14 protein-coding genes are annotated in these 12551 nt (G+C 74.9%); 3 read left to right on the top strand and 11 right to left on the bottom strand.

Going from position 1 to position 12551, the window contains the following annotated elements:
- Complete coding sequence (locus EDD33_RS06515) at positions 1–1128, bottom strand: FUSC family protein (RefSeq protein WP_246003396.1); 1128 nt, start codon at positions 1126–1128, stop codon at positions 1–3.
- Between the two features lie 123 nt (positions 1129–1251).
- On the opposite strand from EDD33_RS06515, the gene EDD33_RS06510 reads away from it, so the two are divergent.
- Positions 1252–2658 (top strand): WS/DGAT/MGAT family O-acyltransferase, encoded by a 1407-nt coding sequence (locus tag EDD33_RS06510; RefSeq protein ID WP_123389614.1) that lies wholly within the window; start codon positions 1252–1254, stop codon positions 2656–2658.
- Positions 2659–2665: 7 nt separating this feature from the next.
- Here the strand turns inward: EDD33_RS06510 and EDD33_RS06505 are convergent, their stop codons facing one another.
- The 5 genes from EDD33_RS06505 to EDD33_RS06485 form a co-directional block, all read right to left on the bottom strand.
- Positions 2666–2986 (bottom strand): helix-turn-helix domain-containing protein, encoded by a 321-nt coding sequence (locus EDD33_RS06505; protein WP_123389613.1) that lies wholly within the window; start codon positions 2984–2986, stop codon positions 2666–2668.
- An 80-nt stretch (positions 2987–3066) separates the two neighbouring features.
- The gene (locus tag EDD33_RS06500) at positions 3067–3729 is read right to left on the bottom strand and encodes a response regulator (protein WP_123393103.1); all 663 of its coding nucleotides are present in this window, start codon (positions 3727–3729) and stop codon (positions 3067–3069) included.
- A gap of 61 nt (positions 3730–3790) precedes the next feature.
- Positions 3791–4306 carry a flavin reductase family protein gene (locus tag EDD33_RS06495; protein ID WP_123389612.1) on the bottom strand — a complete coding sequence of 172 codons (516 nt, stop codon included), beginning with the start codon at positions 4304–4306 and terminating at the stop codon, positions 3791–3793.
- Entirely contained in the window at positions 4303–5487 is a 1185-nt protein-coding gene (macS, locus tag EDD33_RS06490) for a MacS family sensor histidine kinase (protein WP_246003395.1), read from the bottom strand. The genes EDD33_RS06495 and macS overlap by 4 nt, the downstream gene beginning before the upstream one ends.
- Before the next feature lie 2 nt (positions 5488–5489).
- Entirely contained in the window at positions 5490–6293 is an 804-nt protein-coding gene (locus tag EDD33_RS06485; protein WP_425463839.1) for a lysophospholipid acyltransferase family protein, read from the bottom strand.
- Positions 6294–6501: 208 nt separating this feature from the next.
- Between EDD33_RS06485 and EDD33_RS06480 the strand changes: the two genes are divergently transcribed.
- Positions 6502–7125, top strand: a complete 624-nt coding sequence (locus EDD33_RS06480) for a hypothetical protein (RefSeq protein WP_123389611.1) — start codon at positions 6502–6504, stop codon at positions 7123–7125.
- A gap of 78 nt (positions 7126–7203) precedes the next feature.
- Positions 7204–8487, top strand: a complete 1284-nt coding sequence (locus EDD33_RS06475) for an ornithine cyclodeaminase, nickel-pincer nucleotide-dependent (RefSeq protein ID WP_123389610.1) — start codon at positions 7204–7206, stop codon at positions 8485–8487.
- A 24-nt stretch (positions 8488–8511) separates the two neighbouring features.
- Here the strand turns inward: EDD33_RS06475 and EDD33_RS06470 are convergent, their stop codons facing one another.
- From EDD33_RS06470 to EDD33_RS06450, 5 genes are read right to left on the bottom strand one after another with little or no spacing between them, the layout of a single operon-like run.
- Positions 8512–9456, bottom strand: a complete 945-nt coding sequence (locus EDD33_RS06470) for an ROK family protein (protein WP_123389609.1) — start codon at positions 9454–9456, stop codon at positions 8512–8514.
- On the bottom strand, positions 9456–10409 hold the full coding sequence (locus tag EDD33_RS06465) for an ROK family glucokinase (RefSeq protein WP_123389608.1): 954 nt from the start codon (positions 10407–10409) through the stop codon (positions 9456–9458). Before EDD33_RS06465 ends, EDD33_RS06470 begins: the two co-directional genes overlap by 1 nt.
- Positions 10406–10867 carry a hypothetical protein gene (locus EDD33_RS06460; RefSeq protein WP_123389607.1) on the bottom strand — a complete coding sequence of 154 codons (462 nt, stop codon included), beginning with the start codon at positions 10865–10867 and terminating at the stop codon, positions 10406–10408. Before EDD33_RS06460 ends, EDD33_RS06465 begins: the two co-directional genes overlap by 4 nt.
- Positions 10864–12048, bottom strand: coding sequence for an ArsA family ATPase (locus tag EDD33_RS06455; protein WP_246003393.1), 1185 nt, complete (start codon positions 12046–12048; stop codon positions 10864–10866). The genes EDD33_RS06460 and EDD33_RS06455 overlap by 4 nt, the downstream gene beginning before the upstream one ends.
- A 6-nt stretch (positions 12049–12054) precedes the next feature.
- Positions 12055–12492 (bottom strand): SRPBCC family protein, encoded by a 438-nt coding sequence (locus EDD33_RS06450; RefSeq protein WP_123389606.1) that lies wholly within the window; start codon positions 12490–12492, stop codon positions 12055–12057.
- Between the last annotated feature and the right edge of the window lie 59 nt (positions 12493–12551).

The following is a 12551-nucleotide window of genomic DNA, read 5'->3' as shown; positions in this document are numbered from 1 at the left end:
TCAGTCGGGCAGCCGCGGGATCTGGTTGGTCGCCACCACGGGATCCATGCCGCTCACGGCCAGCAGGTCGGCCACGATCGAGCGGACCTGGGCGAGCACCACCTCGGCGGAGAGGTCGTGGACCCGCTCGGCCCGCGAGGTCGCCCGGCCCAGCTCGATCAGCCGGGCGCGCACCGACCCCGGGAGCCTGCCCGCGGCGAGCTCCTCGGCGACGGCGTCGCTGCACTCGGCGAGCTCGCGCAGCAGCGCGGCGTACGACGCGGGGACGGGCTCGTCGCGCATGCCGGCCACGGCCACGCGGCGTACGAGCACCCGGGTGTTGCGCAGCGCGAAGTCCAGCGGCTCGACCAGCTCCGCCATCGCCCGTACGCCGCCACGGTGCCGCAGCCGGAAGGGCGAGGACGCCACCACCGACAACCCCTCGGCCGAGGCCGCCCGCAGCTCCTCGACCAGCCCGTCGGTGGTGCGCGCGTCCCGCAGCACCTCCATCGAGCGCTCGGCGTCGCCGTCGAGGACCCCCTCGGCGGCCGCGCGCAGCAGCGCGGAGATCTTGCGCACCACGACCGCCGCCTGCTCGCGCGGTCGTCGGAGCGGTGCCCTGGGCACCACCGCGGCGGCGACCAGCGCCACCCCACCCCCCACCAGCGCGTCGGTCCAGCGCAGCAGCGAGGCGCCCGGGGCGGGCGCGAGGGTGGCCACGATGATCGCCTGCACGGCGGCCTGGGTGACCAGCAGCGTGCCGGCGTCGAGCAGCAGCGCGGCGGTCATGGCCAGCGCCACGAGCAGCACGATCTGCAGCGGGCCGTTGCCGAGCGTGTAGGTGATGACGTCGCCGAGCAGGACGCCCACGGCCACCCCGACGGTCACCTCCGCAACCCGCCGCAGCCGCTGGCCGTAGCTGGTCCCGAGGCTGACCACCGCTGCCACCGGGGCGAAGAACGGCGTGGGGTGCTGCAGCAGGTCGCGGGCGACGAACCACGCCACGCCGGCCGCGACGGCGCACTGCGCCACCTGCCACGACTTGGCCCGCAGCCGTGCGCGCCGCTGCCGCATGCTCAGCCGACCCGCGGCCAGGGCGGTGCCCATCATCGGCGAGGCACCGGCGGCGCGGCGACGGGGCTGGTCCACCCGGTGAACCTACCCAAGCGCGGGACGGCCGTTCGTGACCGCAGGTCGGACGGGGGTTACCGGCCGGTTGTGCCGGGCGTCACCAGCCGAGAGGATCAGGACAACCCAAGAGAGGCCAAACCTGTGGTGGTTCCGATCGACCCGACCTCGGCTGCGTTCCTGTTCGCCGAGAACCGACAGATGCCGATGCACGTCGGGGGCCTGCAGCTCTTCGAGCGCCCCGAGGGCGCCGCCGAGGACTACGCCCGGCAGATCTACGAGTCGATGAGCGAGGCCGGGGACATCGCCCCCCTGTTCCTGCGCCGCCCGACCCGGGGCATCACCACGGCCGGGCAGTGGGTGTGGACCGAGGACGACGACTTCGACCTGGAGTACCACTTCCGCCACAGCGCGCTGCCCGAGCCCGGACGGGTGCGCGAGCTGCTCGAGCTGTGCTCCCGGCTGCACAGCACCCGGCTGGCCCGGGAGCGACCGCTGTGGGAGGCCCACCTCATCGAGGGGCTCGACGACGGCCGCGTGGCGCTCTACACCAAGCTGCACCACTCGCTGGTCGACGGCGTCTCGGCGATGCGGCTGCTGCAGAGCGTGATGTCGACCGACCCGGACGAGCGCGGCATGGCCCCGATGTGGGCCGCCCGCCCCCGGGCCCGCACCCGCGCGGCGCGCGCGGACGCCGAGCGCAGCGTCGCGGGCGTCCCGGTCGAGGCGTTCCGCACCGCGCTGGGGATCACCGCCGACGCGGCGGGCCTGCCCGGTGCGCTGGTCAGGACGCTGCTGCACGGCGTCCGCAACGAGACCTCAGCGCTCTCGCTCTACGCCCCGCGCACCATGTTCAACACCACGATCACCGGGTCGCGGCGCTTCGCCGCGCAGGGCTGGCCCCTGGAGCGGCTGCGGGCGGTCGGCAGGGCCAGCGGCACCACGCTCAACGACGTCGTGCTCGCGATGTGCTCGGGCGCCATCCGCAGCTACCTGGTGGAGCGCCAGGCCCTGCCCGACACGAGCCTGGTCGCGATGGTCCCGGTCGGCCTCAACGCCAAGAAGGCCGGCGAGGCCTCCGGGGACGGCGGCAACGCCGTGGGGGCCGTCATGGTCAAGCTGGGCACCGAGCTGCCCGACGCGGCCGACCGGCTGTCGTCGATCCACGCCTCGATGGTCACCGGCAAGCAGGCGCTGAGCTCGATGACACCGCTCCAGATCACCGCCATGACGGCGCTGGGCATGGCCCCCTCGATCGTGATCCCGACGCTGCGGCTGCACGGCCTGCTGCGCCCGCCGTTCAACCTCATCATCAGCAACGTCCCGGGACCCAGGAAGACGCAGTACCTCAACGGCGCCAGGATGGTGGGCACCTACCCGCTGTCGATCCCGATCAACGGCATGGCGCTGAACATCACCTGCAACAGCTACGTCGACGACATGTGCTTCGGGCTCACCGGGTGCCGACGCAGCGTGCCGTCGCTGCAACGGCTGCTGACCCACCTCGACGACGAGCTGGCCGCCCTGGAGGAGGCGGTGGGGGTGGCCTGAGCCCCGCTCAGGCGGCCGAGGCCACGACGCCGCCGGCGCCCCGGTCGCGTTCCACGAGGCCGGGCACCGGCAGCAGGGCCAGCTCCTGGGTCTCGACGTGGTCGCTGACGTCGCGCAGCACGCTCGACAGCGGCAGGTCGAGGGCCTCGCACAGCGCCGCGAGCAGCTCGGAGGAGGCCTCCTTCTGCCCGCGCTCGATCTCGGAGATGTAGCCGAGGCTGACCCGCGCCCGGGCCGACAGGTCGCGCAGGGTCATGGACTGGCGCATCCGCTCGGCGCGCAGCACCGCACCCAGCGACGCGCGGAACAACAACGTGCCCTGACCCATGTGGGGCTCCCTTCGGCTGTGCTGCACAACGCTACCGGTCCGCCCATGCTTCCCGTGGGACGGTTCGCCGATCGGGTCGGTCACGACCCGGGTGCTCGTCCCGGGGACTCGTCGTCCAGTCCCTGCTCGATCGCGTAGCGGACCAGCTGGACCCGGTTGTGCAGCTGGAGCTTGCGCAGCGTGTTCTGCACGTGGTTCTGGACGGTGCGGTGCGACAGCACCAGCCGCTCGGCGATCTGCTTGTAGGACAGTCCCTTGGCCACGAGGCGGAGCACCTCGGTCTCGCGGTCGGTCAGCCTCGGGGTGTCGTCGTCGCCGGCCGCCGCCGGGGTGTCGGAGAGCCGGCGGTACTCCCCGAGCACCAGCCCGGCCAGCCCGGGGGTGAACACGGTGTCGCCCAGCGCGACGCGTCGTACGGCGTCGAGGAGCTCGGCGCGCGAGGCGGACTTGACGAGGTAGCCGGTCGCGCCCGCCTTCACGGCGTCGAGGACGTCCTGCTGCTCGCCGCTCGCGGAGAGGATCAGCACCCGCACCGCGGGGTCGAGGGCCACGACGCGGGCGGTCACCTCGACGCCCCGGGGCTCGGGGATCTGCAGGTCGAGGACCAGCACCTGGGGCCGGGCCGCCGGGAAGCGGGCCAGCGCCTCGCGGCCGTCGGCGGCGGTCGCCACGACGCGCATCCCGCCCTCGGTGAGGTCGCGCGCGACCCCCTCGCGCCACATCGGGTGGTCGTCGACGACCATCACCCGCAGCGCGTCGGTCACGTCCGGCTGCCCGCTCTCCCCCTGGCCCACGCGCGTGACCCTAGCGGCCCGCGGGCCGGGCGTAGCGTCCCCGCCGGTGCTCCAGCGGGTCGAGGTCCTCGTGCAGGACGACGTCGACGACGCGGGCGTCGATCAGGTCGGACCACCCGACCTCGCGGACGTCGACCACCTCCACCAGCGCGTGGCTGGTGGCCGGCAGCAGCACCGGACCGTGGCTGCCCGGCTCCCAGCCGGCGGCGCGGAAGGGGCCGCCCGGCGAGGGCAGCAGGCCGGCGAACGCCTCGGCCAGGTCGCGGTGGCGCCACTGCAGCAGGTGCACGACGGCCCGCCCGGTCGCCCCGACCACGTCGCGGAAGTCGGAGTCGGGGTCGACCAGGCCGAGCACGTGGCCGGGCTCGCCGCGGCCGACCATCACCGAGGACACGGTCAGCCCCGCGTGGGTGCCGTCCAGGTCACCGGCCGTCCACAGCGTCACGGCCCCGCCGAGGCGGCCACGCAGCCGGCGTACGGGATCGGGGTCGGGGTCGGCGAAGGGGTGCGCGGTGTGGATGGTCACGAGGGGTCGCTCCTGCCGGGGTGGCGGGGGACGGTGAGCTCCCACTCGGTGCCCTCGCCGGGGGCCGACCGCACGGTCGCCTCGCCGCCGAGGTCGCGCAACCGTCCCACGACCGACTGGCGCACACCGAGCCGACCCTGTGCGGCGGACTCCTCGAGCCGACCCTCGGGGATCCCGGGCCCCTCGTCGCGCACGGTGACGACCCAGGCCTGCGGCAGCTCCTCGAGCAGCACCCAGGCCGGGGCCCCGCGGCCGACGTGGTGGCGGACGTTGCTCAGGCACGACTCGACGGCGCAGACCACCTCGCCCGCGGTCTCGGCCGGCAGCACCGCGGGCGTCCCCGGCACGACGACCTGCACGTGGGCGTCCTGCAGCTCGGCCAGCAGCCGCGCCAGGTCGCGCTCGCCCAGGGGCCCCACCAGCTCGCGCGAGCCCGTCTGCACCAGCCCGCGCAGCCGCACCTCCTGCTCGCCGGCCAGCCGGCCCAGCTCGGCACCCCCGGGTCCCAGCTCGGGACCGCGGCGCTGCACCAGCGCGAGCACCTGCAGCACGCCGTCGTGGACCACCCGGGCCAGGCGCTGCCGCTCCCCCGCCGCCGCGGCGGCCCGCTCGGCCGCGTCACGCTGCGAGGCGGTCTGCTGCAGCAGGATCGACAGGAAGCCGACCACCGCGCCGCCCAGCACCAGCAGGAAGATGTTGCCGTAGTTGGCCTGGGTGAAGTCGTCGCGGATGCTGACGTCGGTCACGCTCACCGCGACGGCGGCCACCAGGCCGCCGGGGGCGCGCCAGACCACGGCCCAGGCGAGCACGACGCCCATCACCCAGAAGCCGGGCAGGGTCGCGGTGAACCCCTCGCCCTTGACGTACGGCGTCAACGCGATCGCCCCGAGCCCGACGACGAGGTCGGCGACCAGCAGCGGCGCCCGCCGCCAGCCGCGCCTGCCGTAGGCCCAGACCGCGACCACGGTCCACGCCGCGAGCACCGCCACCACCACCCAGCCGAGCCGGGGGTGGGCGTAGTCGCCGGCGCGCAGGGCGTAGAGCACGAGCGCGTTGGCGAGCACCACGAACCGCAGCACCCCGAGGGCGCGCAGCAGCGTGGCCTGCACCGGCCCGTGCTCGTCGGCCCGGGCCGTCGGCCCGGGATCGCCCTCGCGGGCGACGCCCGGCGTGCCGACCACCCTCAGGAGGCCCTCGCGTCGGGCTCCGTCCGGCCGCCGGGCAGCGGGGTCATCTCCGAGCCGTCGGTGCCGTCCTGCCCGGTGCCCCCGGCGTCGCGGGCGGCCTCGGCCGCCTCGGCGGCCTCGCGCTTGGAGGCCCGCTCGGCGCGCGCGGTCTCCTTGGCGACGGCGGCGTAGGCGTCGACGTACTCCTGGCCGGAGAGCCGCATGATCTCGTACATGATCTCGTCGGTGATCGACCGCAGGATGTAGCGGTCGTTCTCCATGCCCTCGTAGCGGCTGAAGTCCAGCGGCCGGCCGTAGCGCACGTGCGGGCGGGTGAACTGCCCGAACTTCTTGCCCGGAGGGGCGACGACGTCGGTGCCCACGACGGCGACCGGGATCACCGGGACACCGGTCTCGAGCGCCAGCCGGGCGACGCCGGTCTTGCCGCGGTAGAGGCGGCCGTCGTGCGAGCGGGTGCCCTCGGGATAGATGCCGAACAGCTCGCCGGAGGCCAGGACCCGCTTGGCGGTCCGCAGCGCTCCCTCGGCGGCGTTGGCGCCCGAGCGGTCGATGGGCACCTGGCCGGCGCCGGAGAAGAACTTCTTCTGCAGCCAGCCCTTCACGCCCGGGGAGTTGAAGTACTCCGCCTTGGCCACGAAGGTGACCTTGCGCGAGATCGTCAGCGGCATGAAGAGCCAGTCGGCGTACGACACGTGGTTGCTCGCCAGGATCGCCGGGCCGTCCTCGGGGACGTGCTCCCCGCCCATGACCCGCGGCCGGAACACCACGCGCAGCACCGGCCCGAGGGCGATGTACCGCAAGAACCAGTAGAACAACTTCAGCCGACCTCCCTGCCTGACGTTCGAACACTAGGGCATGGGTGCCCCCGCGGCCGAACCCTCGACCGACGTCCGGTCACTGGTCCACCGCGGGGTCGCGTGACACGATGGGGACCACACCCCGGGGTCGTCCCGGACCCTGCGGAGGTAGACACGTGAGCGAGCCCACCGGCGTCCCGGAGGTGCGGTCGTGACCCCCTCCGACGCCGATGACGAGCGGTCGGCCGAGACCGACCCGGCGACCGACGTGCCCCAGGGCCCCGACCGTCCCTCCGACCGTGCTTCCGAGCGGGCCCCCGAGCACGACTCCCCGGCCCCCTCCCCGCACCCCGGGCCCGGTGCGGTCGACGACCAGGACGCCGCGGGCCGCGAGGCCGCGGCGTGGCAGGCCATCGTCGACAACTACGGCGACCACCCCTCCTTCGACGACCCGGGGCCGGCCGAGACCCCGCCCGCACCGCGACCGGCGCCCCGCCGGGGACCCGAGCGGATCGACCTCGACGACGGCCCCTCCGGCGCGCTGGCCGACGCGGGCAGCCGCCCCGAGGACGGCGAGGCCCGCGACGACCCCGAGGACCACTTCGTGCCGCCCCCGCCGCCCCGGGTCGCGCTCGCGACCCCGCCGCGGCTGCTGGCGTGGCTGGGGCTGTTCGGGGTGCCTCTGCTGACCCTCGTCGCGATCGTCGCCGGGGTCTCGTTCCCGCAGTGGCTGAGCGTGCTATTCATGGCCTGGTTCGTCGGCGGTTTCGTCTTCCTGGTCGCCTCGATGCGGTCCGGTCCGCGCGACGGCCACGACGACGGCGCGGTGCTCTAGGGCGCGGCGCCCGCCACCACCGCACCCACCGGGCCCGGCCACGACCGGGCTCGGTCCCCCACAGCGAGGAGCACGCCCGTGTCGCAGCGGTCCCACCAGGAGAGCGTCGAGATCACCGGCCACCTGATCGACGAGGGCTCGTTGTCGCGGGTGCTCAACGACGTCGGGGAGTACGGCGGCGACTACGTGGTGCACCAGTTCGACATCGGTCACGGCACCGCCGACCCGTCGTACGCCCGCCTCGAGGTGTCCGCGGCCGACGAGGAGACGCTGCAGCGGATCCTGATGCGGCTGCAGACCCACGGCGTCAACCAGGTCGAGCCCGGCGAGGCCGAGGTCGTCCCCGCCGCGCAGGACGGCGTCTTCCCCGACGGCTTCTACTCCAGCACCAACCTCGAGACCCAGGTGCGGGTCGGCGGGCGCTGGTGGACGGTGGAGAACCCCGAGATGGACTGCGGGCTCGTCTTGGACGGCGGCCCCGAGGTCGCCGGCGGTGCCGGTGCGGGCGAGGTCGCCGTCCGCACGGTCCCCATGGCCGACGTACGCGCGGGGATGCGGGTGGTCTGCGGGGCCGCCGGGGTCCGAGTCACGGTGCCGGTCTCCGAGCGCAGCGGCGGGTCGTTCGGGTTCATGGAGTCCGACGTCTCGAGCGAGAAGCCCCAGGCGGTGCTGGTGCGCCAGGTCGCGGACGGCATGCGCGAGGCCAAGCAGGCCGGCCAGAAGGTGCTGTGGGTCGGTGGCCCCGGCGTCGTCCACACCGGCGCGGCGCCGGCCATGGTCGCGCTCGTGGAGGCGGGGTACGTCGACGTGCTGTTCGCCGGCAACGCCCTGGCCACCCACGACATCGAGTCCGCGCTCTACGGCACCTCGCTGGGCATCGACCTGGCGCGCGGGCAGGGCGTCGAGCACGGCCACGAGCACCACATCCGCGCCATCAACACGATCCGCAAGGCCGGCTCGATCCGGGCCGCGGTCGAGCAGGGCGTGCTCACCAGCGGGGTGATGCACGCGCTGGTCACCCACGGCAAGGAGTTCGTGCTCGTCGGCTCGGTCCGCGACGACGGCCCGCTGCCCGACGTGCACACCGACGTCATCGACGGCCAGCGCGCGATGCGGGCCCAGCTCGACGGCGCCGGCTTCTGCCTGATGGTCGCGACCATGCTGCACTCGGTGGCCACCGGCAACCTGCTGCCCGCCTCGGTGCCGCTGGTGTGCGTCGACATCAACCCCGCCACGGTGACCAAGCTGGCCGACCGCGGCTCCTCCCAGGCCCGCGGCATCGTCACCGACGTCGGGCTGTTCCTCGAGCAGCTCGCGATGGAGCTCGTGCCGGGCTACCGCCGCCAGGCCGCGGACGCCTGAGCGCCGACCCGCCGGCCCGCGGCCTCAGAGCATGTCGCGGGCGAGGTCGGCCACGCCGACGACCCCGGCGAGCGGACCCAGCCGGGCCCCGACCAGCTCGGGCAGGTCACGGTGCCCGGCCCCGACGAGGCTCCCGGCGAGCGCCCGGCGGGCCGGGGCCAGCAGCAGCTCGCCCGCCGCGGACACGCCGCCCCCGACGACCACCAGCTCCGGGTCCACCGCGGCGGCGACGTTGGCGGCTCCGACGCCCAGCCACCGCCCCACCTCGTCGTACGCCGCGACGGCCGCCGGGTCCCCGGACTGGGCCGCCTCGGTGAGCAGCGGGCCCGACAGCTCCGAGCCGGCCGCGGCGGCGGCACGGCCCAGCGCCCGACCGGAGCAGTACTGCTCCCAGCAGCCCCGGCCGCCGCACTCGCAGAGCCGGCCGTCCGGGACCACCTGCATGTGACCGAGCTCGCCGGCCATGCCGTTGCGGCCCCGGTGCAGCGCGCCACCGAGGAGCAGCGCGCCCCCGATGCCGGTGCCGAGCGTGATCATCACGACGTGCTCGGCGTCGCCCGCCACCCCGAACCGCACCTCGGCCCACAGCGCCGCGTTGGCGTCGTTGTCGACGTGGACCTCGCCGACGACCCGGTGACCGAGCCGGTCGGTGAGGCGCTGGGCCAGCGGCTCGTCGCGCCAGGGCAGGTGGGGCGCGAACCGGACCCGCTCCCCCACGGCGTCGACGAAGCCCGCGGCGGCGACGCCGACGGTGCAGCGACCGTGCTCCCGCGTGAGCGCACCGATCACCGAGACGAGGGCGTCCTCGACCTCCTCGGCGGTGGCGTCGTCGATGCCCGACCCCTTGCCCGGGGTCGCGGTGGTCGCGGTGTCGACGACCCTCCCGGCCTCGTCAACGACGGCGGCGAGCACCTTGGTGCCGCCGATGTCGACCCCGATGGAGGGGACGCCGCCGGCAGGGGTCGCCATCAGCGGCGGCGGGCGAGGTCGGCGACCCCGACGATGCCGCCGGCGTTGCCCAGGAGGGCACCCCGCACCTCGGCGAGCGGCCGGTGCCCCCGCCCGGTGACGTGGCGGGCGAAGCTGTCGCGGATCGGGTCGAGCAGCAGGTCGCCGGCCTCGCTGACGCCGCCCCCGATGACGACCACGTTGGGGTCGAGCACGGCGGTCAGGGTCGCGACCCCGCGCCCGATCCACTCGCCCAGCTCGACCACGCGGGCGGTGGCGAAGGCGTCCCCGGCCGCCGCGGCGGCGGTGACCATGGGGCCGGTGATCTTCTCGACGTCGCCGCCCGCCTGCTCCAGCAGCGCGGCCGCGCCGGGGTCGGTGGCCGCGTGCTCCCGGGTCGTGCGGACCAGCGCCGAGCCCGAGCCGTAGGACTCCAGGCAGCCGAGGTTGCCGCAGCCGCACGGGACCCCGTCGGGGACCATCGTGATGTGGCCGACCTCGCCGCCCATGCCGAAGCCGCCCCGGCCGAGCTCGCCGTCGAGGACGACACCGCCGCCCACGCCGGTGCCGATCGTGAGCATCAGCAGGTTGTCGACGTCCTCGCCCGCGCCGAAGCGGAACTCGCCCCAGGCCGCGGCGTTCGCGTCGTTCTCGATCACGACCGGCAGGTCGAGCTCGCGCTCGAGGTGGTCGCGCAGCGGCTCGTCGCGCCAGGCCAGGTTGGGCGCGAAGACCAGGGTCGAGCGTTGCTTGTCCACGAAGCCGGCAGCCGAGGCACCGACCGCCTCGACCTCGGAGCCCTCGGGCAGCCCGGCCACCAGGCCGCGCACCAGCTCGCCGATCGTCCGCACGATCTCGGGCGGGTCGGTCGCCGGCGACCGCGTCCGCGACCGCGCCAGCACCTGACCACCCTCGCCGACGACGCCGGCGGCGATCTTGGTCCCGCCGATGTCGACCCCCACCGTCAGCGTCATCGCTCCCCGTCCCACTCCTGCTCGTCCCACACCGACTCGTCGTCGAGGTCGATCTTCTCCACCTGCTGGCCCTGGCCGTGCGGCGGTGTCGCGAGCAGCGCCGCGGCGGCCTGCACCAGCGAGCCGGCAGCGGCCGTGAGGTGGCTGCGCACCTCCGGGCTGGTCTGCCGCACCACCGAGATCAGCTGGCACACCGGGCACCAGCGACAGTCCGCGCCGCCGGTCGCGAGGTGCTCCTCGGCGCTGCGGGCGGCCGCGCCGATGCCCTGGCCCATCCCGGCCACCCCACCGAGGCCGCCGAGGTGGTCCGCGCCCTGGTCGCGCGCCCAGTCCGAGAGGGCGCCGAACAGCTTGGCCGCCTCCTCGCCCACGCTGCCCACGGGCTCGCCCGCGGGGTCCCCGGAGGGCCCGCCCGGGCCGTCGCCGGGGCCGGTGGGGGGCTCGTCAGCGTCGCTCACACCTGCTCCTCCTGCTCGAAGCGGAACCGTACTCGCAGGACCCCGTCCTCCACGCGCGCGGCGGCGACACGGTGCCGCCGCAGCGCCGCCGGCAGCGCGAGCAGGCGGCGGTAGGACCCCACCGTGACGACCAGCTCGTCGCCGTGCCGCGCCAGGTCGACGTCGTCGCGCTGCGCGAACGGCAGCGCGATCCGCAGCTCGGCCCCGCTGCTGGTGCGGCTGATGGTCATCGGGCCGTCACCGGTGGGCTCGGCGAGCGGGTCCTGGCCGTCGTACGCCGCCCGGGCGAACTCCGCGAGCGCCTCGACGCCGACCGGCTCCCCCGCGGAGTACGCCGAGGGCCACACCGGCAGCCCGGCGAAGGACTGCCGCACCTCGGCGAGCACCTGCTGCTGCGAGGCCACCCACCCCTCGCGCCAGCTGTCGCCGCCGCCGTCGGGGAAGACACGGTTGGCCAGCACCCCGTCGACGCGGTAGCCGTAGAGCGACAGCGTGGTCAGCGAGCGACGGGCCTCGGCCACCACGACCGTCTCCGGGGTCAGCACCAGCCGCACCGTGGCGCCCGGGCCCGAGAGCAGCTGCTGCACCTGCTCGAGGTCGCGGTGCAGCCGCTCGACGGCCTCGAAGACCGAGTCCTCGGGCATCGGCACCCCGGCGGCCCGGGTGAGGACGGGCCGCAGCGCCCGCACCATCCGCCGCTGCACCCCGAAGACGCGGGTCATGTACCAGCTCAGCGCCTCGGGGAGCGCCAGCAGCCGCAGCGTCTCGGCGGTGGGCGCGCAGTCGACCACGACCACGTCCCACCGGCCGCTGACCACCTGGTTGCGGAGCTCCAGGAGCGCCAGGACCTCCTCCGCGCCGGGCAGCACGGTGAGCTCCTCGGCCGTGATCGGGTCGACCCCCGCGCTGTCCAGCACGGAGAGCAGGTAGCCCTGGATCTCGGCCCAGGAGCGCTCGAAGCGGCGCTGCGCGTCGACCTGCTGCACCCACAGGCCGGGGTCGACCTCGACCGGCTCGGCGCCGGCGGGCACGCCGAAGGCGTCACCCAGCGAGTGAGCCGCGTCGGTGGATACCACCAGGGTGCGGTGACCGGCGCGGGCCGCCAGCACGGCCGTCCCGGCCGCCGAGGTGGTCTTGCCGACGCCGCCCTTGCCCGTGAACAGGATGGTCCGCACGTCCACCGGCGGTCAGCCCAGGGACTCGACGCGCTTCTTCAGGCCCTTCAGCGCGGTGTCGATGATGACCTTCTCGGCCCGGCGCCGGAGCATGCCGATGAGCGGGATGCTGAGCTCGACGGCCAGCCGGTAGGTCACCTCGGTGCCACCGGGGACCGGGCGGAGCTCGTAGGCGCCCTGCATCGCCTTGAGGACCTTGCCCTCGACGAGCCTCCAGGTCACCTGCTCGTCGCCGCGCCAGTCGTAGGCGAGGGTGTAGGAGTCCTTGATCGGGGTGACGTCGAGCTCGAAGAAGACCTGCTCGGCGCGGCCGTCCGCACCCCGCTCGACCACCTCGGCGCGCTTCATGCCCTGGGCCCACTCGGGGTAGTGCGGGAAGTCCGCGATGACGGCCATGACGTCCTCGGGCGGGGCCGCGACGACGATGCTGGAGGTGGTCTGCTCGGCCATGGTCCGTCCTGGGTGGTTCGGGGGGTGCGGGCTCGTCAGGCTAGCCGACCTGCCCGGGG

Origin of the sequence: Nocardioides aurantiacus (assembly GCF_003752505.1) — a bacterium.
Classification (GTDB): Bacteria; Actinomycetota; Actinomycetes; order Propionibacteriales; family Nocardioidaceae; genus Marmoricola; species Marmoricola aurantiacus.
Note: the sequence above shows the minus strand (reverse complement) of the source record. Positions and strands in the feature narration are given on the sequence as shown.

Coding starts and splice junctions, on each gene's coding strand:
- EDD33_RS06505 (WP_123389613.1), bottom strand. CDS start 2,986: ATGGGTCAGGGCACGTTGTTGTTCCGCGCGTCGCTGGGTGCGGTGCTG.
- EDD33_RS06500 (WP_123393103.1), bottom strand. CDS start 3,729: ATGGTCGTCGACGACCACCCGATGTGGCGCGAGGGGGTCGCGCGCGAC.
- EDD33_RS06470 (WP_123389609.1), bottom strand. CDS start 9,456: ATGGCGACCCCTGCCGGCGGCGTCCCCTCCATCGGGGTCGACATCGGC.
- EDD33_RS06465 (WP_123389608.1), bottom strand. CDS start 10,409: ATGACGCTGACGGTGGGGGTCGACATCGGCGGGACCAAGATCGCCGCC.
- EDD33_RS06450 (WP_123389606.1), bottom strand. CDS start 12,492: ATGGCCGAGCAGACCACCTCCAGCATCGTCGTCGCGGCCCCGCCCGAG.